General features: G+C 69.1%; 19 protein-coding genes and 1 tRNA gene. 12 read left to right on the top strand and 8 right to left on the bottom strand.

What is annotated here, in order from left to right:
- Positions 1-1,025: ATP-dependent helicase C-terminal domain-containing protein (locus ABT186_RS33260; protein WP_351928234.1), on the top strand; the 1,025-nt coding region annotated here is incomplete at its 5' end.
- A 179-nt stretch (positions 1,026-1,204) separates the two neighbouring features.
- Here ABT186_RS33260 and pgfA read toward each other — a convergent pair.
- The 3 genes from pgfA to ABT186_RS33245 form a co-directional block, all read right to left on the bottom strand.
- Positions 1,205-2,197 (bottom strand): cell envelope lipid trafficking protein PgfA, encoded by a 993-nt coding sequence (pgfA, locus tag ABT186_RS33255; protein WP_351237899.1) that lies wholly within the window; start codon positions 2,195-2,197, stop codon positions 1,205-1,207.
- Between the two features lie 34 nt (positions 2,198-2,231).
- A complete protein-coding gene (locus ABT186_RS33250; RefSeq protein WP_351237898.1) occupies positions 2,232-2,366 on the bottom strand; it encodes an SPW_0924 family protein in 135 nt (44 codons plus the stop codon).
- Between the two features lie 147 nt (positions 2,367-2,513).
- Positions 2,514-4,220: a lytic transglycosylase domain-containing protein gene (locus tag ABT186_RS33245; RefSeq protein WP_351928232.1), complete on the bottom strand. Its 1,707-nt coding sequence runs from the start codon at positions 4,218-4,220 to the stop codon at positions 2,514-2,516.
- A 274-nt stretch (positions 4,221-4,494) separates the two neighbouring features.
- Here ABT186_RS33245 and ABT186_RS33240 point away from each other — a divergent pair, with 274 nt between their 5' ends.
- On the top strand, positions 4,495-5,349 hold the full coding sequence (locus ABT186_RS33240) for a DUF4184 family protein (RefSeq protein ID WP_351928230.1): 855 nt from the start codon (positions 4,495-4,497) through the stop codon (positions 5,347-5,349).
- Here ABT186_RS33240 and ABT186_RS33235 read toward each other — a convergent pair.
- Together ABT186_RS33235 and polA are read right to left on the bottom strand one after the other, a co-directional pair.
- Entirely contained in the window at positions 5,276-5,788 is a 513-nt protein-coding gene (locus ABT186_RS33235) for a hypothetical protein (RefSeq protein WP_351928228.1), read from the bottom strand. The two genes, ABT186_RS33240 and ABT186_RS33235, sit on opposite strands and share 74 nt — an antisense overlap.
- Positions 5,789-6,147: 359 nt before the next feature.
- Complete coding sequence (polA, locus tag ABT186_RS33230) at positions 6,148-8,874, bottom strand: DNA polymerase I (RefSeq protein ID WP_351234914.1); 2,727 nt, start codon at positions 8,872-8,874, stop codon at positions 6,148-6,150.
- A 266-nt stretch (positions 8,875-9,140) separates the two neighbouring features.
- On the opposite strand from polA, the gene ABT186_RS33225 reads away from it, so the two are divergent.
- The 8 genes from ABT186_RS33225 to ABT186_RS33190 all read left to right on the top strand — a co-directional run bounded on the left by ABT186_RS33225 (position 9,141) and on the right by ABT186_RS33190 (position 18,710).
- Positions 9,141-11,420: an FdhF/YdeP family oxidoreductase gene (locus ABT186_RS33225; RefSeq protein ID WP_351928226.1), complete on the top strand. Its 2,280-nt coding sequence runs from the start codon at positions 9,141-9,143 to the stop codon at positions 11,418-11,420.
- Positions 11,421-11,475: 55 nt separating this feature from the next.
- Entirely contained in the window at positions 11,476-11,964 is a 489-nt protein-coding gene (locus ABT186_RS33220) for a hotdog fold thioesterase (protein ID WP_351234918.1), read from the top strand.
- 144 nt (positions 11,965-12,108) lie between these two features.
- Entirely contained in the window at positions 12,109-12,741 is a 633-nt protein-coding gene (locus ABT186_RS33215; RefSeq protein WP_351234920.1) for a hypothetical protein, read from the top strand.
- Positions 12,742-13,004: 263 nt separating this feature from the next.
- Positions 13,005-14,225, top strand: a complete 1,221-nt coding sequence (locus ABT186_RS33210; RefSeq protein ID WP_351234929.1) for a branched-chain amino acid ABC transporter substrate-binding protein — start codon at positions 13,005-13,007, stop codon at positions 14,223-14,225.
- Between the two features lie 147 nt (positions 14,226-14,372).
- Entirely contained in the window at positions 14,373-15,299 is a 927-nt protein-coding gene (locus ABT186_RS33205) for a branched-chain amino acid ABC transporter permease (RefSeq protein ID WP_351234922.1), read from the top strand.
- A 5-nt stretch (positions 15,300-15,304) separates the two neighbouring features.
- Positions 15,305-17,101, top strand: a complete 1,797-nt coding sequence (locus ABT186_RS33200) for a branched-chain amino acid ABC transporter permease (protein WP_351234924.1) — start codon at positions 15,305-15,307, stop codon at positions 17,099-17,101.
- Between the two features lie 5 nt (positions 17,102-17,106).
- Positions 17,107-17,997 (top strand): ABC transporter ATP-binding protein, encoded by an 891-nt coding sequence (locus ABT186_RS33195; RefSeq protein WP_351234926.1) that lies wholly within the window; start codon positions 17,107-17,109, stop codon positions 17,995-17,997.
- Positions 17,994-18,710 carry an ABC transporter ATP-binding protein gene (locus ABT186_RS33190; protein ID WP_351234928.1) on the top strand — a complete coding sequence of 239 codons (717 nt, stop codon included), beginning with the start codon at positions 17,994-17,996 and terminating at the stop codon, positions 18,708-18,710. The genes ABT186_RS33195 and ABT186_RS33190 overlap by 4 nt, the downstream gene beginning before the upstream one ends.
- Positions 18,711-18,798: 88 nt before the next feature.
- On the opposite strand, the gene ABT186_RS33185 is transcribed toward ABT186_RS33190, so the two are convergent.
- Positions 18,799-19,449: an ANTAR domain-containing response regulator gene (locus tag ABT186_RS33185; protein WP_351236046.1), complete on the bottom strand. Its 651-nt coding sequence runs from the start codon at positions 19,447-19,449 to the stop codon at positions 18,799-18,801.
- A gap of 104 nt (positions 19,450-19,553) precedes the next feature.
- Here ABT186_RS33185 and ABT186_RS33180 point away from each other — a divergent pair.
- Together ABT186_RS33180 and ABT186_RS33175 are read left to right on the top strand one after the other, a co-directional pair.
- Positions 19,554-19,628 (top strand) — tRNA-Leu (locus ABT186_RS33180).
- 106 nt (positions 19,629-19,734) lie between these two features.
- A complete protein-coding gene (locus ABT186_RS33175; RefSeq protein ID WP_351236048.1) occupies positions 19,735-20,499 on the top strand; it encodes a helix-turn-helix domain-containing protein in 765 nt (254 codons plus the stop codon).
- A 57-nt stretch (positions 20,500-20,556) separates the two neighbouring features.
- Here the strand turns inward: ABT186_RS33175 and pyk are convergent, their stop codons facing one another.
- Positions 20,557-21,993: a pyruvate kinase gene (gene pyk, locus ABT186_RS33170; protein WP_351236050.1), complete on the bottom strand. Its 1,437-nt coding sequence runs from the start codon at positions 21,991-21,993 to the stop codon at positions 20,557-20,559.
- A 190-nt stretch (positions 21,994-22,183) separates the two neighbouring features.
- Entirely contained in the window at positions 22,184-22,900 is a 717-nt protein-coding gene (locus tag ABT186_RS33165) for an SIMPL domain-containing protein (protein ID WP_351236052.1), read from the bottom strand.
- Positions 22,901-22,928 lie beyond the last annotated feature (28 nt).

Genomic DNA, 22,928 nt, shown 5'->3' with positions numbered 1-22,928 from the left:
CCCTCGCAGCCTCCGCGGCGGAGGACCGGTCCTCCGCCGCGGAGGCTGCGAGGGACGATCGTGTGGCCGGTCTCGTCGCGGCCCTCGCCTTCCCCGAGCGGCTAGCGCGGGCCGACGGCGGTTCGTATCTCATGGTGAACGGCACTCGCGCCGGACTGGGGGACGCCTCGGGGCTGCGCGGTGCTCCGTGGCTCGCCGTCGCCGTGGCGGACCGGCCCGTCGGGGCGGGGCACGCGCGCGTGGGGCTCGCCGCCGCGGTGGACGAGGACGTGGCACGGGGGGCGGCCGCCGCGCTCCACGCCGTAGGGGACGAGGTGCACTGGGCCGACGGGGATGTGGTCGCCCGGAGCGTCGAGCGGCTCGGGGCCGTCGAGCTGGCGGTGCGGCCGCTGCGGGAGCCCGCCCCCCGTCTCGTACGGGAGGCCCTGCTGGAAGGGCTGCGGGCCGAGGGCTTCGGACTGCTGCGGTGGTCCCCGGAGGCCCGCGCTCTGCGGCAACGGCTCGCCTTCCTGCGGCTGCACCTGGGTGATCCCTGGCCGGACGTCTCCGACAACGCGCTCCACGCGCGCGTGGACGAGTGGTTGGAGCCCGAGCTGAGCCGTGCCCGGCGGCGTGCGGACCTCGCACGGATCGACGCCGGACAGGCCCTGGCCCGGCTGCTGCCCTGGTCGACCGGGGATGCCGCCCGCCTCGACGAACTGGCCCCGGAACGGATCACCGTCCCGAGTGGGTCCAGGATCCGGATCGACTACGACGACCCCGAGCGGCCCGTCCTCGCCGTCAAACTGCAGGAGATGTTCGGGCTCCAGGAGTCACCCGAGATCGCCGGTGTGCCCGTCCTCGTGCATCTGCTCTCCCCCGCCGGGCGGCCGGCCGCCGTCACCGCCGATCTCGCCTCCTTCTGGCGGGACGGCTACCGAGCCGTACGGGCCGAGCTGCGGGGCCGGTACCCGAAGCACCCCTGGCCGGAGGACCCTGCCGAAGCGGAACCGACCCGGCACACGAATGCACGGCTCAGGCGGTGACCAGACCGGCCGGTGACCAGGCCACTCCTTGACCGGACCGGCCGGTGACCAGGCCAGTCGGCGATCAGGCCAGGACTTGATCAGGTCGGCCGGTGACCAGGCCAGTCGGCGACCAGGCCAGGACTTGATCAGGTCGGCCGGTGACCAGGCCAGTCGGCAATCACGTCGGCCGGTGCCGCTCAGGCGCCGACCGGCTCCGGCTCCACGGCCTCGGCGGGCGCCGGGTCGCCCGGCCGACGGTTGCGCGCCTCCAGGTACAGGGACAATGCCAGCAGGCCGACGGCCAGGGTCAGGAAGCCCCACGGCAGGTAGGACGTCAGCAGCAGAATCAGCGTCCGGTTGTGCTTGACGAGGGCGACCGTCGACCTGATGTAGTCCTCACGCATCTTCACATCGCCCGCGAACGCCGTGACCCTGTCACGGCCCCCCAGGAGCGTGCCGCCGCGCAGTTCCTCCTTGTGGATCTCCTCGCCGTAGACGGGCGCGCCGGTCAGGGGCTCGACCCAGAACTTGCGGACCGTCGTGTACCAGCGGGTCGTGCCCGTCTTCGCGACCGACTCGGGCGTGATGCCCTGCACGGGCATGGCCTTGGGGAAGGGGACCTTGGTCCAGGGGATGGTCTGTTCGAAGTAGTAGACCTTCACGCCCCGGAAGGTCTGCGTGCCCTTGTAGTGGATGGGTGCCGTGGTGCGCGTCTGCGCGTCGAAGTACTCGTAGTCCCGCTTCTCCGTCAGGAACGGCCATTTGAACTCGATGCCGTCACGCCGGACGGAGTCGCCGTCGACCATCTCGCCGGTGGCGTGGACGGGTTCCTGGCTGTGCGCGTCGAAGATGTAGCGCTCGGGGATGCTGGAGACCATCTTGCCGTCGGGGCCCTGCACGTAGGAGAGACCGTCCCAGACGACCACGTCCCGGCCGGCCGTCTTCTCGATCTTCTTCGCGGCCTCCACGTTGCCCTTGAGGGTCTGCACGATGGTGACCTGGGGGACCGTGCGGGACTTCATCGTGCCGTAGTCGAGGAGGGTGGCGTTCTTCGCCACCAGGACCATGTCCTGGTACTGGTTCGCGGGGACCTTGGCCAGGCGCGGGAAGGCGTACCAGCGCAACAGCGGGGACAGTGCCGCGAAGAACACGGCGAAGGCGAGCAGGATCAGGCCGGCCTTGCGTCGCATCTCGATCTCCCTCCCGGACGGACGGCTCGTACGGTCACGGATGCGCGGGCACCGTCGTCAGCAGCGGCTTCGGGGACGTCTTGCCGGACGGCGCGCCCATGGCCGTCAGGGTGAACACCAGGGCGAGCGCCGCGGCAAGACCGATCGCGGCTGCGATGAGGGCGCGCATACGGGCCTCCCCAGGGCAGGAGCTGATACATCGTCAGGTCGGGCACCGTAGCAACGGGCGCGCGAGATGAGAACACGTTCAACGCACAACTGCGGCGCCCCTCCGCGAAGGAGGGGCGCCGCAGTCGTACGAGAATCCGGTGGGCCCTTACGCGGTGGGGCTCGGTGACGGACTGGGCGAGGTGGCCGCCGCGACCTTCAGCTCCACCGTCAGGGTCGCGCCGCCCGCGGTGGTGATGCGCAGCAGGAACGTGCCGGTGCTGTCGTCGGCGTACAGCTTCGGCAGCTTCAGCAGGCCGCCTGCGTCGGTCTTCAGGCCTGTGAGGGTGCGTACGGTCTTGCCGTCCGCGTCCTTGAAGTAGGGGCCCTTGTCGTTCTCGGTCGGGTCGTCGGCCGACTTGATGAGGGTTGCGGTGGCGGCGACACCGTCCGCGACGGCGCCCTTGTATGTGGCCTTCACCTCGACCTGGTCCGCGAACTCTCCGCCCGGGGTGCAGGTCAGTTCGGTGTCGCTGGTGCGGGCGAGGGTGTCGGCCTGGCGTTCGGTGACGGTGGCCGTGTAGTCGAGACCGGTGACCGTTCGGCCCACGACGAGGGCGCCGACCGTGAAGTCGCCGGTCTTCTGGCCGGCGACGAGCGCGGGCGCGGTGGCCTTGCCACTGCTGTCGGTGACGACGGTCGCCACGGTCTCGCCACCCATGAAGGTGGCGTCCGTGCCACCGCTGATCGTGAACCGCACGCGGACCTTCGGCACGGCCTTGCCCGCCTTGGTCACGGCCTGCACCACGACCCTCTGGTCGAACGTGTCGCCCGTCCTGGCGGAGAGCGTGCCGGTGTTGCCGTCCGCCAGGTGGTCCACCGTGTCGGTGGGCGTGGGCGGCGTCGGCGTGGTGGTGGGCGGCTTCGGCGTCGGCGGGGTGGGGCTGGGGCTGGTGGTGCCCCCGCCTCCGGGCTTGTGCGTGCCGGGCTTCTTGGTCGTCTTCGGGTTCGTGCTCGCGCCGGAGCTGTCGTCGCTGCGGTGCGTGGGCAGCGTGCCGGTGCCGTCCGGGATCGAGTGGCTGCCCTTGCGGTAGTACTCGTACCAGGACAGGACGGTGTTCAGATAGGCCTGCGAGTTGTTGTAGCCGAGGATCGCCGCGTTCATGTCGGACTGGACCGACAGGTCACGGTCGAAGCGACACAGGTAGTGGGCGGCAGCCAGCGCGGCGTCGTAGACGTTGTTGGGGTCCTTGACGCCGTCGCCGTTGCCGTCACGGCCCGCCCATGCCCAGGTGGAGGGGATGAACTGCATCGGGCCGACCGCACGGTCGTACGTGCTGTCGCCGTCGTACGCGCCGTTGTCGGTGTCCTTGATGCTCGCGAAGCCGTTGCCGTCGAGGACCGGGCCGAGGATCTTCGTGTACGTCGTGCCGTTGGCGTCGACCTGGCCACCGTTGGCCTGGCCTGACTCCACCTTGCCTATCGCGGCGAGGAGCTGCCAGGGCAGGTTGCAGCCCGGCTTGGACTGCCGGAGTTCGGCCTCGGCCTTCTTGTAGGCGTCGAGGACGGTGGCGGGAATGCCGGCCTCCGCGTCGCCGACCGGGACGGTGGTGGGGCCGGTGCTCGGGCTGGGCGACGCGGTCGGGCTGTTGAGCGGCGGGAGGTCGGTGTAGTAACCGCCGTTGCCGGTGGCGGTTTCGTCACTGGTGCCGCTGTTGTCGGCATCGGGCATGGACTGCGCACCGGTGGCCTGTCTGCCCGCGTCGTCCGGCGTCGCTCCCGGAGCCTGGGACGCGGCCAGAGCCGCGACCGCGGCCGCGGCCACAGCGCTGGTTGCCGCCCCCTTGCGCAGCCTCCTGCCGATATGCGCCGCCATTGAGCGAACCCTTCCCGTCGACGACCCTCTGTAGGTGCTGCTGTGGTACTACGCGTGTTCGACCGCGCGCCCGGCACGCGCCCAAGTGACCCTATGACAACTTCCTTCGCACGGGCACGGGTTGGCGCCCGATTTTCACCAGTTGGTCATGTGCGGTTGGGTTGGGAGCAGGAGCCAGGGCGGGTCGCCTCACCTTTTTCATGCGTCCCTCATACTGGACGTCTGTGATCGCCGGGCGGTTGTGCCCGGTCAATGTCTGCCGCGGGGAGCCGACTTGCCGTTCACCCTCAGCCATGCCGCGGCCGTCCTGCCCGCCGTCCGGAGAGACGGTTCCGGCCGCGGACGACTGGTGCCCGCGGTTCTCGTCACGGGATCGTTCGCGCCCGATATGACCTATTACGCGGCCAGTGCGGTTTCCGGGGCGATGGAGTTCGGCGATGTCACGCACTCCTTCGGAGGGGTGTTCACCATCGATGTGCTCATCGCATGGGCGCTGGTGGGGGCGTGGCTGGCGCTTCGGGATCCGCTGGTGGCGCTGCTGCCGCCACCGGTGCAGGGGCGGGTGGCGGCACTGGTGCGCTGTGGCACGCCACGGCGAAGCTTCTCGTTTCGTCTGGCTTTCTGGTGGTACGTCTCCGCCGCGCTGGGTGCGCTGACACATGTCGTCTGGGACGCGTTCACACATCTGGACCGGTGGGGGATGCGGCTGTTCCCCGTGCTGGGACGGCAGATCGCAGGTTGGCCGCTGTACTGGTACCTGCAGTACGGGGGTTCGGCGGTTGCGGCGGTCGTGATCGCGGTGTTCATTGCGGTCACGCTGCGGCGGGTGCCGGCCGGTCCGGACGTGGTTTCGGGAGTGCCCGCGCTGTCATGGGCCGACCGGTGGCTGGCGAGCGCGGTGATCGGCGGGTGTGCGGCGGCGGGAGCGGTGCAGCGGGCGTCGCGCTGGTGGGCCTACTGGGGGGCGACCGCGAGGCCGTGGGAACTGATCCCGACGGTGTGCTTCGGCGCGGGCGCTGGTCTCGTCGTGGGGCTGGCTCTGTACGCGACCGGGGTCAGGGCGTGGCGTCCGGCCGCTGGCGACCCGGCACACGTTCGTAGGGAACCGAGCCGTCCGGCGCCCCGCTGACCGCCTCCGCGTCGCGGGTGAGGAAACGGGGGCGGTGGGACGCGGCGAGTCTGCGCAGCAGTTCCTGGGCTCCGGTGAGGGCGGTCTGAAGCCATGCGGTGGCCCTGACGCCCACGGGGTCGTCCTGTCGGTGGCCGCCCCGGGCATCGGCCGCACGGGAGCCGCGCCGGAGGACCGTCGCCGACGGAAAGGCCCGCAGTCGCGGCAGGAACCGAGGCACGAACCGGGGGACGGACTGTGACACGAACCGGGGGACGCCCACGGCCCGGATGCCCCGGGCCGCCCGGACGGTGACCAGGGAGATACGGGCGGAGAGGGAAGGGGCGGGCAGACGGGCGGTGCTCGCGCCGCGCGCGTGGGCCGGGACGGGAGGCGGCAGAGCGGCGCACAGGACGGCCACGCGGATCGCCGTACGGCGAGAAAGCGGACGTATACCCATGGCCGCATCCTTGCCCCAACCACGACGCAGCGGCGTTTTCGCGGGGGCCGCCCGGGTGACGGTTCCCTCCGGGGGCCGGACCGTGCTCTGGGGTGCCGGAGGGCGCCCCGCCGCACACCGGAGGCCGGATCGCCGCACACCGGAGGGCGCCCCGCCGCTCACCGGAGGCCGGATCGCCGGAGCCCGGCACGCCGGAGGCCGTGCCCTGGTACCGCCGTGCGCCGGAGGCCGGTGCCCTGATACCGCCGTACGCCGGACGCCGGTGCCCCGACACCGCCGTGCGCCGGACGCCGGTGCCCCGGCACGTACGGCATGTTGGGCACCGCCCGACCGCCCCGCCTCGGCTGCCCGCCGCAGAGCTAGTGCGCCGCCGACTCCCAGTCGCCGCCGTCTCCCACCGATACGTCCAGCGGTGCCCGCAGGTTGACCGCGGCCGCCATCTCGCGGCGGACCAGTTCCTCCGTCTTCTCGCGCTCGCCCGGGGCGATTTCCAGGACGATTTCGTCGTGGACCTGCAGGAGCATGCGGGACTTGAGCTCGGCCTCGCGCAGGGCCCGGTCCACGTTCAGCATGGCGATCTTGACGATGTCCGCGGCCGTGCCCTGGATCGGGGCGTTCAGCGCCATGCGTTCCGCCATCTCCCGGCGCTGGCGGTTGTCGCTGTTCAGGTCGGGGAGGTAGCGGCGGCGGCCGAAAAGCGTCTCCGTGTAGCCCGTGGCCCGCGCTTCGTCCACCACGCGGCGCAGATAGTCCCGTACGCCACCGAAGCGCTCGAAGTACGTGTCCATCAGGGCACGGGCCTCCGCCGCCTCGATGTTCAGCTGCTGGGACAGGCCGAACGCCGACAGCCCGTACGCCAGGCCGTACGACATCGCCTTGATCTTGCGCCGCATCTCCGCGTCCACCGCGTCGCGCCCGACCCCGAACACCTGGGAGGCGACCGTGGTGTGCAGGTCCTCACCGGACGTGAACGCCTGGATCAGTCCCTCGTCCTCCGACAGGTGCGCCATCACCCGCAGCTCGATCTGGCTGTAGTCCGCCGTCATGAGCGATTCGAAGCCCTCGCCCACCACGAAGCCGCGGCGGATCGCCCTGCCCTCGTCCGTGCGCACCGGGATGTTCTGCAGGTTCGGGTCCGTGGACGACAGGCGGCCGGTCGCGGCGACCGTCTGGTTGAACGTGGTGTGGATCCGTCCGTCCGCGGCGATCGTCTTGATCAGGCCCTCGACCGTCACCCGGAGCTTCGCCTGCTCACGGTGACGCAGCATGATCACCGGCAGTTCGTTGTCCGTCTGGGTCGCCAGCCACGCCAGCGCGTCCGCGTCTGTCGTGTAGCCCGTCTTGGTCTTCTTGGTCCTGGGCAGGCCCAGCTCACCGAAGAGGACCTCCTGGAGCTGCTTGGGCGAGCCCAGATTGAACTCGTGCCCCGCCGCCGCGTACGCCTCCTTCACCGCCTGCTGGACGGCGCCCGCGAACATCTGCTCCATGGCCTCCAGATGCGTGCGGTCCGCGGCGATACCGTGCCGCTCCATACGGGCCAGCAGCGCGGAGACGGGCAGCTCCATGTCGCGCAGCAGGTCCGCAGCGCCGACCTCCCGCAGCTTCTCCTCGAACGCCTGGCCGAGGTCGAGGATCGCTCGGGCCTGGATCATCAGCGCCTCGGCCTCGGCACCCTCGTCCGTGCCGAACGCCAGCTGCCCGTCGGCCGTGGCCGCCGGCGCCAGCTCCCGTCCCAGGTACTCCAGCGACAGTGCGTCGAGCGCGAAGGAACGGCGGCCCGGCTTGACCAGGTACGCGGCGAGCGCCGTGTCCATGGTCACGCCCTGAAGGGACCAGCCGTGCTCGGGGAGGACGCGCATGGCGCCCTTGGCGTTGTGCAGCACCTTGGGCCTGGCCGGGTCGGCGAGCCACGTCGCGAGCGCCTGCTCGTCCGCCTCGTCCAGCTGCGTCGGGTCGAACCACGCCGCCGCACCGTCGGCCGCGGCGAGCGCGACCTCGGCCACCGCGCCCGCGCCCAGCGCCCACGAGTCGACCGTGGCCACGCCCAGGAGCTGGTCACCGTGCCCGGCGAGCCACGGCTTCAGCTCGCCCGCGCCCAGCACCGCGCCGTCCACCTCGACGCCGTCGGCCGCGACCGGTGTCGTATCGGCCTCCTCTGCGCCGGGGTCGACGGCGAAAAGCCGCTCGCGCAGCGAGGGGTTCCTGATCTCCAGGGTGTCCAGGACCATGGCGACGGCCTTGCGGTCGTACGGCGCCCGCTCCAGGTCGGCGACCGTCTTCGACAGCTCCACCCGCCGCTCCAGCTCCGTGAGCCGGCGGTTCAGCTTCACCGACTCCAGGTGGTCGCGCAGGTTCTGCCCGGCCTTGCCCTTGACCTCGTCGACGCGCTCGACGAGGTCCGCGAACGAACCGAACTGGTTGATCCACTTCGCGGCCGTCTTCTCACCGACGCCCGGGATGCCCGGGAGGTTGTCCGACGGGTCGCCGCGCAGCGCCGCGAAGTCCGGGTACTGCGCCGGCGTCAGCCCGTACTTCTCGACGACCTTCTCCGGAGTGAACCGGGTCAGCTCCGAGACACCCTTCGTCGGGTACAGCACCGTCGTGTGCTCGGTGACCAGCTGGAAGGAGTCACGGTCGCCGGTGACGATCAGCACCTCGAAGCCCTCGGCCTCGGCCTGGGTGGCGAGCGTGGCGATGACGTCGTCCGCCTCGAACCCCTCGACCGCGAAGCGCTGCGCGTGCATCGCGTCCAGCAGCTCGCCGATCAGCTCGACCTGGCCCTTGAACTCGTCCGGGGTCTTCGAACGGTTCGCCTTGTACTCCGTGAACTCCTCGGAGCGCCAGGTCTTGCGGGAGACGTCGAACGCCACCGCGAAGTGCGTGGGCGCCTCGTCGCGCAGCGTGTTCGCCAGCATCGACGCGAAGCCGTAGATCGCGTTCGTCGGCTGGCCCGTCGCGGTGGTGAAGTTCTCCGCGGGCAACGCGAAGAACGCGCGGTACGCCAGTGAGTGCCCGTCCATGAGCATCAGCCGCGGACGGCTGCCGCCGGGGGCGTTGTCGGTCTTCTTCGATGCTGTCTCTGCCACGTCCCCGATCCTGCCACGAGCCACTGACAGTCGGACCCCGCCGTGGGCGCCCCGGCGGACGGGCGGGGCGCTGCGCGAAGCCCCACACAGGGACCGGCGGCGCCCGGCCGTTGCCGGCACTCCCACAGTGTTGCCTATTCCGCAACCATTGCTTCTTCCGCAACCATGGCCTTTGTCCTCCGCAAACCCCGGCTGCCCTCGTTGTCGGCGGTGCGTGCGAGGATCGGAGACGTAGCTCACGGGTGCCGGTGAAGGAGAGCGCAGCGATGGCAACGAAGCCGCCCAAGGGTGACCCGGTTCAGGACGCGCCGCAGGTCGCCGAGCCGAAGCACGCGGCAGCGGGGCTGCCCGCCATCGGCCACACCCTGCGCATCGCACAGCAGCAGATGGGCGTGCGCCGCACCGCACTCACCCTGCTGCGCGTCAACCAGAAGGACGGCTTCGACTGCCCGGGCTGCGCCTGGCCGGAGCCCGACCACCGGCACACGGCGGAGTTCTGCGAGAACGGCGCGAAGGCGGTCGCCGAGGAGGCCACCCTGCGCCGGGTGACCCCGGAGTTCTTCGCCGCGCACTCCGTGGCCGACCTCGCCACCCGCAGCGGTTACTGGCTCGGCCAGCAGGGACGTCTGACGCACCCCGTGTACCTCCCCGAAGGGGGAGACCGCTACGAGCCCGTCACCTGGGAGCGGGCCTTCGACATCATCGCCGAGGAGATCACCGCGCTCGGCTCCCCCGACGAGGCCGTGTTCTACACCTCGGGCCGCACCAGCAACGAGGCCGCGTTCCTCTACCAGCTGTTCGCCCGGGAGCTGGGTACCAACAACCTGCCCGACTGCTCGAACATGTGCCACGAGTCGTCCGGCTCCGCCCTCTCCGAGACGATCGGCATCGGCAAGGGCAGCGTCCTGCTGGACGACCTCCACAAGGCCGACCTGATCATCGTCGCCGGGCAGAACCCCGGCACGAACCACCCGCGCATGCTCTCGGCCCTGGAGAAGGCCAAGACGAACGGCGCGAAGATCATCAGCGTCAACCCGCTGCCCGAGGCGGGCCTGGAGCGCTTCAAGAATCCGCAGACCCCCCAGGGCATGCTCAGGGGCGCGGCGCTGACCGATCTGTTCCTGCAGATCCGCATCGGCGGCGACCAAGCCCTCTTCCGCCTCCTCAACAAGATGGTCCTGGAGACGGAGGGCGCCGTCGACGAGGAGTTCGTCCGCGAACACACCCACGGCTTCGAGGAGTTCGCCGAGGCCGCCCGCGCCGCGGACTGGGACGAGACGCTCACCGCGACCGGTCTGACCCGTGAGGAGATCGAGAAGGCCCTGCGGATGGTCCTCGCCTCCGAGCGCACCATCGTGTGCTGGGCCATGGGCCTCACCCAGCACAAGCACGCCGTCCCCACCATCCGCGAGGTCGTCAACCTCCTCCTGCTGCGCGGCAACATCGGCCGCCCGGGCGCGGGCGTGTGCCCGGTGCGCGGTCACTCGAACGTGCAGGGCGACCGCACGATGGGCATCTTCGAGCGCCCCGCGCCCGCCTTCCTGGACGCCCTGGAGAAGGAGTTCGGCTTCGCGCCGCCGCGCGAGCACGGCTACGACGTCGTACGGGCCATCCGCGCCCTGCGCGACGGCGAGGCGAAGGTCTTCTTCGCCATGGGCGGCAACTTCGTGTCCGCCTCTCCCGACACCGACGTGACCGAGGCGGCCATGCGCCGCGCCCGCCTCACCGTGCACGTGTCGACCAAGCTGAACCGCTCGCACACCGTCACCGGCGCGCGCGCCCTGATCCTGCCCACCCTCGGCCGCACCGAGCGGGACCTCCAGGGCAGCGGCGAGCAGTTCGTGACCGTCGAGGACTCCATGGGCATGGTGCACGCCTCCCGCGGCCGTCTGGAGCCCGCGAGCCCCCACCTGCTGTCCGAGCCGGCGATCGTCTGCCGACTCGCCCGCCGGGTCCTCGGCGAGGACAGCAAGGTCCCCTGGGAGGAGTTCGAGAAGGACTACGCCACCATCCGCGACCGCATCGCGCGCGTGATCCCCGGCTTCGAGGACTTCAACGCGCGCGCGGCCCGCCCCGGCGGCTTCACGCTCCCCCACGCGCCGCGCGACGAGCGCCGCTTCCCCACCGCCACCGGCAAGGCCAACTTCACGGCGGCCCCGGTGGAGTACCCGGAGCTGCCCGAGGGCCGGCTCCTGCTGCAGACCCTGCGCTCGCACGACCAGTACAACACCACGATCTACGGCCTCGACGACCGCTACCGCGGCATCAAGAACGGCCGCCGCGTCGTCCTCGTCCACCCCGAGGACGCCCGCGCGCTGGGCGTGGCGGACGGCGCGTACGTCGACCTGGTCAGCGAGTGGAAGGACGGCGTCGAGCGGCGCGCCCCCGGCTTCCGCGTCGTGCACTACCCCACCGCCCGCGGCTGCGCGGCCGCCTATTACCCGGAGACCAACGTCCTGGTCCCGCTGGACGCCACCGCCGACACCAGCAACACCCCCGCCAGCAAGTCCGTCGTGGTCCGCCTGGAACAATCGGCAACCGACTGAGCGTTTGCTCAGTCACAGCCGAGTGACAGATCACCGACGAACGGAGCCGTACCCCATGGGCGAGCAGCACACCGTGAAGTTCCCGCAAGAGGTCGTCGACGAGTACGCCGCGCTCGGCGTCGACCTGCCCGCCCTCTTCTCCGCCGGCCACCTCGGCACCCGTATGGGCGTCGAGATCGTCGAGGCCTCCGCGGAGCGCGTCGTCGGCACCATGCCCGTGGAGGGCAACACCCAGCCCTACGGGCTCCTCCACGGCGGCGCCTCCGCCGTCCTCGCCGAGACCCTCGGCTCCGTCGGCTCCATGCTCCACGGCGGCAGCTCCAAGATCGCCGTCGGCGTCGACCTGAACTGCACCCACCATCGCGGAGTGCGCTCCGGCCTGGTCACCGGCGTCGCCACCCCTCTCCACCGCGGGCGCTCGACCGCGACGTACGAGATCGTGATCAGCGACGAGGACGGCAATCGCGTATGCACCGCCCGCCTCACCTGCCTGCTGCGCAACGTGCACCGTGGCGACGCGGGCCACATCCCGGCAGCCGGCTGACCCCCGGGGGGTGACCGAAGCCCACGGGCACCCCCTGCCGCACCCCCGCACCCGCCTCCTCAACTCCCCGCCCCGGCAAGGCACATCACCACACCTTCCCGGCCGCGCTCCGCACCCCTACCGTGGCTCCATGAGGCCCCGGCCATGAGCGGCATCGGACCGGTCGAACCCGTGGAACCGGTCGAACCCGAGCCCGTCCACGACGTCATCGGCAGTGACTCGCCTCGCCTGTCCGACCGGTGGACCGGGCTGCCGGCACGTACCCGCGGGGCCGCCCTGGCCGCAGCCGCGGCCCTCGCCGTCACCGGCACCCTCCTGCTCCTGCCCGAACCGCCCTCCGCCGCACCCCCCGAACCGGACCTGCCGCCCTGGCCCGTGAACGTAACGGAGTTCGCCTACGCGGGAGTTGACCACCGCGCCACCCCCGACCACCCCGTCGGCACCTTCCGGTTCGACGTCTCCGTCCGCAGCGGCACACCCGTCACCGTCTACGGCATCAAGGCAGGGTTCACCGGACTCCACGCCCGGACCACACCGAACGCATCCATTACCGTGCGCGCCGGGACAACACGCCGCATTGCACTCGAGATATCCGTATCCGACTGTTCCGGACTGGCACTGAATGCAGATCTACCTTTTCTTGACGTAACACTGCGTAACGCGCGCGCAATGCAGCACCACAGTTTCATCTTCAGCGGTGCCTTCTCCCGCGACCTTTCCGCGCTCCTCCACACGGCCTGCGGTCCCGCCCACAGGCAGGGCCCGCCCACGGCGTAGCGGAAGTGCACATTCTCAAAATGTGGACGATGCGGAAATTCCGCCAAACCGGCCGAGAGCCACCTTCGCCCATGCCCATCAACCAGCACGTCATAACAAGAAAGTCACAAGCCAGCCCACGACGATGCTCAACCTGTCAGACCGGGCTTAGAGTCACGGCCAGTCACCGCTCCATCGGGAGTGCGGTACCAGCGCAGCATTAGCGCCATCCCCACACAGGGCGGCGACGCCTGCGGAAAGGACTGATCGTGCGACAGCGTTCTCTGGTGATTCTCACCTCCGTTCTCACCACCGGAGCTCTGACGCTCACCGCGTGCGGCTCGCGTGACAACAAGGGCAGCGACAACAGCGGCGGCGGCACCACCCTCACCATCGGCGTGGACGCCCCGCTCTCCGGTGAGAACTCCACCACCGGCCTCGGCATCCAGTACGGCGTCCAGATCGCCGTCGACGACGCCAACAAGAAGAACCTCGTTCCCGGCGTGAAGTTCAAGGTCACCGCCCTGGACGACAAGGCCCAGCCCGCCACCGGCCAGCAGAACGCCACGGCCCTTGTCGGCGACAAGAGCGTCGTCGGCGCCGTCGGCCCGCTGAACTCCGGCGTCGCCCAGTCGATGCAGCAGGTCTTCGCCTCCGCCAACATGGTCGAGATCTCCCCCTCGAACACCAACCCGGCGCTCACCCAGGGCAAGGACTGGCAGACCACGAAGACGCGTCCCTACAAGACGTACTTCCGCACTGCCACCACCGACGCCCTCCAGGGTGGCTTCGCCGCCGACTACGCCTACAACGGCCTCAAGAAGAAGAAGGCCTTCGTCGTCGACGACAAGCAGACCTACGGCGCCGGCCTCGCCAAGATCTTCAACGACTCGTTCAAGAAGCTCGGCGGCACCGTGGTCGGCACCGACCACGTCAACACCGGCGACAAGGACTTCGGTTCCCTGGTCACCAAGATCAAGAACGCGAAGGCCGACCTCGTCTACTACGGCGGCCAGTACGACGAGTCCGAGCTGATCACCAAGCAGCTCAAGGACGGCGGCGTCAACATCCCGCTGTTCGGCGGCGACGGTATGTACGCCACCACCTACATCCAGACCGCCGGCAAGGACGCCGAGGGCGACCTCGCCACCGCGGTCGGCGTCCCCGTCGACACCCTGCCCGCCGCCAAGACCTTCGTCGAGACGTACAAGGCCAAGGGCTACAAGGGTGACTACGGCGCCTACGGTGCCTACGCCTACGACGCCGCCACGGCCATCATCAACGCGGTCAAGGCCGCCAAGGACGCCAACGGCGGCAAGCTGCCCACCGGTGACGACCTGCGCTCCAAGGTCGTCGACGGCGTCCAGAAGAGCGACTTCGAAGGCATCTCCGGCCACGTCTCCTTCGACGAGTACGGCGACACCACCAACAAGCAGCTCACCGTTTACCAGGTCGAAAAGGGTGCCTGGAAGGCCGTCAAGACCGGTACGTACAACCCCAGCTGAACCCGTACGTAACCCAAGCCGACCCACCCCAAGCACTGCACCGACGGGCCGCGCGGAAGGAGGACCCCGACCGCGCGGCCCGTTGTCACTCCCCACCCTGCACACGACAGTGCACAACACGACCACCAGCGACATGGAGGCCATGCGGTGAACACCCTGCCGCAGCAGCTGGCCAACGGGCTGCTCCTAGGCTCGATGTACGGGCTGATCGCCATCGGCTACACGATGGTGTACGGCATCGTCCAGCTCATCAACTTCGCACACGGCGAGATCTTCATGACCGGAGCCTTCGGCGCTCTCACGGTCTCCCTGATCCTCCCCTCCGGCACACCGATGTGGGCCCTCGTGCCCCTGATGCTGATCGGCGGCGCAATCGTCGCCGTCCTCATCGCCGTCGGAGCCGAACGGTTCGCCTACCGCCCACTGCGCGGAGCACCACGGCTGGCACCACTCATCACCGCGATCGGCCTCTCCCTGGCACTCCAGGAAGTCGTCCGCAACTTCTACCCCCAGGCCGACCGCGCCCGCGCCTTCCCCGGCCTCGACGCCAAGCACGACATCGGCTCCATCACCATCAAGGACGCCGACATCTTCCTGATCATCGCTGCCGCCGTCTGCATGGCAGCCCTCGCGTTCTTCGTCCGCCGCAGCCGCACCGGCCGCGCCATGCAGGCCACCGCGCAGGACCCCGACACCGCGCAGCTCATGGGCATCGACACCAACCGCATCATCGTCATCGCCTTCGCCATCGGCGGCTTCTTCGCCGCCGTCGCCGCGGTCGCCTACGGCCTCAAGTACGGCAGCATCGACTACCGCATGGGCTTCCTCATGGGCCTCAAGGCGTTCACCGCGGCCGTCCTCGGCGGCATCGGCAACATCTACGGCGCCATGCTCGGCGGCGTCGTCCTCGGCATCGCCGAGACCCTCGCCTCCGCCTACATCAACAACATCCCCGGCATGCAGCAGCTCGGCGGCGCCAGCTGGGCCAACGTCTGGGCCTTCTGCCTCCTCATCCTCGTACTGCTGTTCAGGCCGCAGGGCCTCCTCGGCGAACGCGTCGCGGACAGGGCGTGATCACCATGACCGACACGAAAACCCCCCAGACGCCCACGGCCACCGAGCGCGGTCTCATCCCGCTGCCGGCCGCCGCCGCCCGCGCCCTCACCCTCGTCGGCGGCATAGCCACCGCCGCCACCGCCTTCCTCGCCTGGACCTGGACCGCCGACTTCCCCGGCGACCTCACCGTCTACGGCTACCCCGGCGGCCTCCAGTGGCTCACCTTCGTCGGCGGCATCCTCGTCGCCGTCTTCGCCCTCGCCGGATACGGCATCAAGGGCCTCGGCTGGCTCACCCCGGCCCGCAACAACGCACCCACGGTCCTCGCCGCTCTCGGCGCCTTCGGCACCACCTGGTTCACCGTCATCGCCATCGCCGCCAAACTCGGCGGCCTGGTCAACCTCGAACCGGGCGGCTACATCGCGGCCGTCGCCTCCCTGCTCCCCGTCCTCGGCGCCCTCGCCCTCCCCCAGCCCGGAGCCGGCGAACAGCCCGCCAAGGAAACCCTGCGCGCCTACATCGCCAAGCCCGAGCACATCCCCCCGGCCGGCGCCACCTCCCCCTGGGTCCAGCGCGCCGTCATCACCGTCGTCACCGCCATCGGCCTCTTCGCCTTCGCCTACGGCATCGACACCGAGTACGGCGAACTCTTCATCGGCTACCTCATCGTCGTCGTCTTCGCCGTCTGGGCACTGCACACCGCCGGCCTGCTCGACCGCTTCTCGCACATCATCGCCGGCAACCGCAGCTTCGCCCTCGCCATGGGCTTCGTCGCCGCTATCGGCTTCCCCTTCACCCAGACCGACGACCACTACGCCAACATCGGCGTCAACATCCTCATCTTCGGAACCGTCGCCCTCGGCCTCAACATCGTCGTCGGCCTCGCCGGACTCCTCGACCTCGGATACGTCGCCTTCCTTGGCGTCGGCGCCTACACCGCCGCCCTCGTCTCCGGCTCCGAGTTCTCCAAGTTCTCCGGCGTCCAGTTCCCCTTCTGGGCCGCCGCCCTCACCGGCGCCGCCGCCTCCCTCGTGTTCGGCGTCCTCATCGGCGCCCCCACCCTGCGACTGCGCGGCGACTACCTCGCCATCGTCACCCTCGGCTTCGGAGAAATCTTCCGCATCGCCGTCAACAACATGGACGGCGTCTCCGGCCCCGACATCACCAACGGCCCCAACGGCATCCCGTCCATCCCCGACCTCAAGTTCTTCGGATTCAACTTCGGGGACGCCCACGACCTCGGCGGCTTCACCATCGGCCGCTTCGCCAACTACTACCTCCTGATGGTCCTCATCATGGCCATCGTCGTCACCGTCTACCGCCGCGCCGCCGACTCCCGCATCGGCCGCTCCTGGATCGCCATCCGCGAAGACGAAACCGCCGCCACCGCCATGGGCATCAACGGCTTCCGCGTCAAGCTCATCGCCTTCGCCCTCGGCGCCTCCCTCGCCGGCCTCGCCGGCACCGTCAGCGCCCACGTCACCTACAGCGTGGTCCCGAACCCCTACCAGTTCGCCGGCTCCACGCCCCCCAACTCGGCCTTCCTCCTGGCCGCCGTCGTCCTCGGCGGCATGGGCACGGTCTCAGGCCCCCTCCTCGGCGCGGCACTGCTGTACCTGCTCCCCGAGAAGCTCGTCTTCCTCCAGGACAAGTCGCTCCTCGCCTTCGGTATCGCCCTCATCCTGCTGATGCGCTTCCGCCCCGAGGGCATCATCGCCAACCGGCGCCGCCAGCTCGAATTCCACGAGACCGGCCAACTCGACGTACCACAACAAGCGACGCTGACCGACGAACCGGCCGTCACCAAGGCAGGGGCGTAAGAACCATGACGACACCTGTACTCGAAGCCCGCGACGTCACGATGCGCTTCGGCGGCCTCACCGCCGTCCGCGCCGTCGACTTCACGGTCAACAGCGGCGAAATCGTCGGCCTCATCGGCCCCAACGGCGCCGGCAAAACCACCTTCTTCAACTGCCTCACCGGCCTGTACGTCCCCACCGAGGGCACCGTCTCCTACAAGGGCACCGTCCTGCCGCCCAAACCGCACCTGGTGACACAGGCAGGCATCGCCCGCACCTTCCAGAACATCCGGCTCTTCGCCAACATGACCGTCCTGGAAAACGTCCTCGTCGGCCGCCACACCCGCACCAAGGAAGGCCTCTGGTCCGCCCTGCTGCGCGGCCCCGGCTTCAAGAAAGCCGAAAGGGAATCCGAGGAACGGGCCATGGAACTCCTCGAGTTCGTCGGCCTCGCCCGCAAACGCGACCACCTCGCGAGAAACCTCCCCTACGGCGAACAGCGCAAACTGGAAATCGCCCGAGCACTCGCGAGCGAACCCGGACTGCTGCTCCTCGACGAGCCCACGGCCGGCATGAACCCCCAGGAGACCAGGGCCACCGAAGAACTCGTCTTCGCCATCCGTGACAAGGGCGTCGCCGTCCTCCTCATCGAGCACGACATGCGCTTCGTCTTCAACCTCTGCGACCGCGTCGCCGTCCTCGTCCAGGGCGAAAAACTCGTCGAAGGCACCTCCGACGTCGTCCAGGCCGACGAACGCGTCATCGCCGCCTACCTCGGCACCCCCTTCGAGGGAGAGCCCGGCGAAGTGGAGGCGGCCGAGGTCGAAGCCGCGGAAGCCGACGCGGCAGCCGACGCCTCCGAAGCCGACGCGACCGCAGACAGCACCACCGGCAGCACCAAGGGAGAAACCCAGTGACCGCACTGCTCGAGGTCGAGGACCTCAGGGTCGCCTACGGCAAGATCGAAGCCGTCAAGGGCATCTCCTTCAGCGTCGAAGCCGGCCAGGTCGTCACCCTCATCGGCACCAACGGCGCCGGCAAGACGACCACCCTGCGCACACTGTCCGGACTGCTCAAGCCGACCAGCGGCAAGATCACCTTCGACGGAAAACCGCTCACCAACGTCCCCGCCCACAAGATCGTCTCCCTCGGACTCGCCCACTCCCCCGAGGGCCGGCACATCTTCCCCCGCCTGACGATCGCCGAGAACCTCCAGCTCGGCGCCTTCCTCCGCAAGGACAAAGAAGGCATCGAAAAGGACATCCAGCGCGCCTACGACCTCTTCCCGATCCTGGGCGAGCGCCGCAAGCAGGCCGCAGGCACCCTCTCCGGCGGCGAGCAGCAGATGCTCGCGATGGGCCGCGCCCTCATGTCCCAGCCCAAACTGCTCATGCTCGACGAACCCTCCATGGGCCTCTCGCCGATCATGATGCAGAAGATCATGGCCACCATCGCCGAGCTGAAGTCCGAGGGCACCACCATCCTGCTCGTCGAACAGAACGCCCAGGCGGCACTGTCACTCGCCGACCAGGGCCACGTCATGGAGGTCGGCAACATAGTCCTCTCCGGCACCGGACAGGACCTGCTGCACGACGAGTCCGTACGGAAGGCATACCTCGGCGAGGACTGAGCACGCATTCCAGGGCACACGAAGAGGCCCGCACCCCGTGAAGACGGGGTGCGGGCCTCTCCCGTACGCCGCTACGCCGCCGCAGACGTCAGCCCCTCGAGGCCTTCTTCTCCTCGGCGTCCTGGATCACGGCCTCCGCGACCTGCTGCATGGACATACGACGGTCCATCGACGTCTTCTGGATCCACCGGAACGCGGCAGGCTCCGTCAGCCCGTACTCCGTCTGAAGAATCGACTTCGCCCGGTCGACCAGCTTCCGGGTCTCCAGCCGCAGCGTGAGGTCCGCGACCTCCTTCTCCAGCGTCTTCAGCTCGTTGAACCGCGACACCGCCATCTCGATCGCCGGAACGACATCGCTCTTGCTGAACGGCTTCACCAGGTACGCCATCGCACCCGCGTCCCGCGCCCGCTCGACCAGGTCACGCTGCGAGAACGCGGTCAGCATCAGGACCGGGGCGATGCGCTCCTCCGCGATCTTCTCGGCCGCCGAGATGCCGTCGAGCTTCGGCATCTTCACATCCAGGATGACGAGGTCGGGCTGGTGCTCACGGGCGAGCTCGACGGCCTGCTCACCGTCGCCGGCCTCACCGACGACGCTGTAGCCCTCTTCCTCGAGCATCTCTTTGAGGTCGAGCCGGATGAGAGCCTCGTCCTCGGCGATGACGACACGGGTCGTCAGCGGAGGCACGTGCGACTTGTCGTCGTCGGCGACGGGCTGGGGCGACTCGGGGGCGGTCACTCGGGCTCCTTGTTCCAGGGCAGGCAGGGTACTGCTCCCAAGAGCGTACCTAGCTGCGGTAAGGTGGTCAGGCAGCGGGTCGAGGGTAACCTTCGATTCGTTGGGCCCCGGTAGCCCAATTGGCAGCAGGCAATGGATTCAAAACCCATACAGTGTCGGTTCGAGTCCGACCCGGGGCACTTTTCCTCAGATTCCAAGGTCAGCGACCAGAAGCGGATGTTCACGTTCTCGTGAACATCCGCATTTTGCTGCACTCAGTCACGATCAGTCGCGCAGAGTGTCCACATGTACGACATGGGCACACGCAAGCGAGCTCTGGCTCTCGTCGCTCAGGGGCGCAGCCTGAATTCGGTAAGCAAGGAGACCGGCATCTCTCGCGCGGCGATCCGCTCCTGGCAGACACGCCTCGAACCTCTCGACCGGAACCGCTCAACTCCGTGCCCCCGGTGCAGGGAGAGTCCCGGCGCACCCGACGAGCCCGCCTCCTACGCCTACTTGCTGGGCCTTTACCTTGGAGACGGCTGCGTAAGCCTCCTCCGGAGGCGCGTCTACTTCCTCCGCATAGCCTGCGCCGACGCCTGGCCCGGTCTTATCGACGCATGCGCCGAAGCAATGCAGGCGGTGCGCCCCGCCAACAAGGTTTTCCGTGTCCAGCGGAAGGGCTGTCAGTACGTCACCTGCTACAGCAAGCACTGGCCGTGCCTGTTCCCACAGCACGGCCCCGGCAAGAAGCACGAGCGCCTGATCGCCCTCGAACCCTGGCAGCAAGCCATCGTGGATGCCCACCCCTGGGAATTCATTCGCGGACTCATCCACTCCGACGGCTGTCGCATCACCAACTGGACGACCCGGCTCATCGGCGGTGAGCGCAAGCGCTACGAGTATCCGCGGTACTTCTTCACGAACCTGTCCAGGGACATCGTCCAGCTCTTCACGGACGCACTCGACCACGTCGGCGTCGAATGGAAACTGGCGAACCCTCGCAATGTCTCCATCGCCCGCAAAGCCTCCGTCGCCCTCCTCGACACCCACGTAGGCCCCAAATACTGACCGCATCGCACCAACAAAAAGGGCCCCTCCGAAGGGGCCCTTCATCACTCACCCGGCCTACTTGGGACTGTCGTCCTCCCCGATGTGGTGCACCCGCACCAGGTTCGTCGAGCCCGAAACCCCGGGCGGCGAACCCGCCGTGATCACCACGATGTCGCCCTTCTCGCAGCGGCCGTACTTCAGCAGCAGCTCGTCCACCTGGTCGACCATCGCGTCCGTGGAGTCGACGTGCGGGCCCAGGAACGTCTCCACGCCCCACGTCAGGTTCAGCTGCGAGCGCGTGGCCGGCACGGGGGTGAAGGCCAGCAGGGGGATCGGGGAGCGGTAGCGGGACAAGCGGCGGACGGTGTCTCCGGACTGGGTGAAGGCGACCAGGAACTTGGCGCCGAGGAAGTCGCCGATCTCCGCCGCCGCGCGGGCGACCGCGCCGCCCTGGGTGCGTGGCTTGTTGCTCTCGGTCAGGGGCGGGAGGCCCTTGGCGAGGATGTCCTCCTCCGCCGCCTCGACGATGCGGGCCATCGTCTTGACCGTCTCGACGGCGTACTTTCCGACGCTGGTCTCGCCGGAGAGCATCACGGCGTCCGTGCCGTCGATGACCGCGTTGGCCACGTCCGAGGCCTCTGCCCTCGTGGGGCGTGAGTTGTCGATCATCGAGTCGAGCATCTGGGTGGCGACGATGACGGGCTTGGCGTTGCGCTTGGCGAGTTTGATCGCGCGCTTCTGGACGATCGGGACCTGTTCCAGGGGCATTTCGACGCCCAGGTCGCCGCGGGCGACCATGATGCCGTCGAATGCCGCGACGATCTCGTCGATGTTGTCGACGGCCTGCGGTTTCTCCACCTTGGCGATCACGGGGAGGCGGCGGTTCTCCTCGTCCATGATGCGGTGGACGTCCTTGATGTCCTTGCCGCTGCGGACGAAGGAGAGGGCGATGACGTCGAAGCCGGTGCGCAGGGCCCAGCGGAGGTCGTCCTCGTCCTTCTTGGAGAGGGCGGGGACGGAGACGGCGACGCCGGGAAGGTTGAGGCCTTTGTGGTCGGAGATCATGCCGCCTTCGACGACGACGGTGTGCACGCGGGGGCCGTCGACGGAGGTGACTTCCAGGCAGACCTTTCCGTCGTCGACGAGGATGCGTTCACCGCGGGTCACGTCGGCGGCCAGGCCCGCGTAGGTCGTTCCGCAGGTGTGGCGGTCTCCTTCGGCGCCGTCCTCGACAGTGATGGTGAAGGTGTCTCCGCGTTCAAGGAGTACGGGGCCTTCGGTGAAGCGGCCGAGCCGGATCTTCGGTCCTTGAAGGTCGGCGAGGATTCCGACGCTGCGGCCCGTTTCGTCGGAGGCCTTTCGTACGCGGCGGTAGCGCTCCTCGTGTTCGGCGTAGGTGCCGTGGCTGAGGTTGAAGCGGGCGACGTCCATTCCGGCTTCGACCAGGGCTTTGATCTGGTCGTACGAGTCGGTGGCGGGGCCCAATGTGCAGACGATCTTTGCTCGGCGCATGTTTCGAGCGTAGGCCTTACCGGCGGGTAGAGAATTGGGACGGCGTGACTACTCAACAACCTTTAAGTGAAGCGTTATTTACGAGTGTTGAATTGTGCGGTGGCGCGCTCCGATGAGCATCCCGGATGGAATTTGCCCATTCTTTTGGAACACGCCTCGCATCGTCATGATTACAGACGACTACAGATGACTAAAGCCGCGGCGGCGCCATGGTGAATCGTGCGTTGATCTGGGCGTAGACGTGTTGCCGTTGGGGTTCGAGGTCGATGCGGGCGGCTTCGTCCCCGCCTGCCGTGCCCTCCAGGGAGGATCGGGCCGCGAAGCGGGCTCCGTAGGCGTGCCGTTCTGCGCTCTCGGCGCCGATGTCGGCGAGTTCGACGAGGGCCGTGAGGGTGGTGCCGAGGGCGTCGGCGTATTCGCGGGCGCGCTGTACCGCCTCGTGGACGGCCTGGCGGCGGGCTGTGCGGTGGGCGGGTGAGTCGGGGCGGAGGTTCCACCAGGGGCCGTGGACGCTGGTGAGTTCGAGGTCGGCGAGGCGGGTGGTGAGTTCGCCCAGTGCGGTGAAGTCGGAGAGTTCGGCGCTGATGTGGACGTGGCCGTGGTAGGCCTGGACGCGTTCGCCGTGGCCGTGGCGGGTCAGTTCAGGGCTGATGGAGAGGGTTCCGGTCTCCAGTCGTTCGACGGCTTGTCCGTAGGTTTTGATGAGGTCGAGGGCGGTGGCGTTGCGTCGGGCGAGGTCGTCGAGGGTGGTGCGGCGGTCGGCGCCGCGGGCTCTGACGGTGATGCCGATGCGGGCGATTTCGGGGTCGACTTCGAGGTGGGCCTCTCCGCGGACGGCGATGCGGGGGGCGTCGGGGGTGCCGTAGGGAACGGGGGCCGCTGGGGGGTCCGCTGGGCTGGAAGTCATACGTCCCACTCTGTCACCGATGGCCTGC

It is taken from the genome of Streptomyces sp. NPDC001634, from assembly GCF_040298185.1.
Classification (GTDB): domain Bacteria; phylum Actinomycetota; class Actinomycetes; order Streptomycetales; family Streptomycetaceae; genus Streptomyces.
This window is presented reverse-complemented; position numbering and strand designations above follow the sequence as displayed.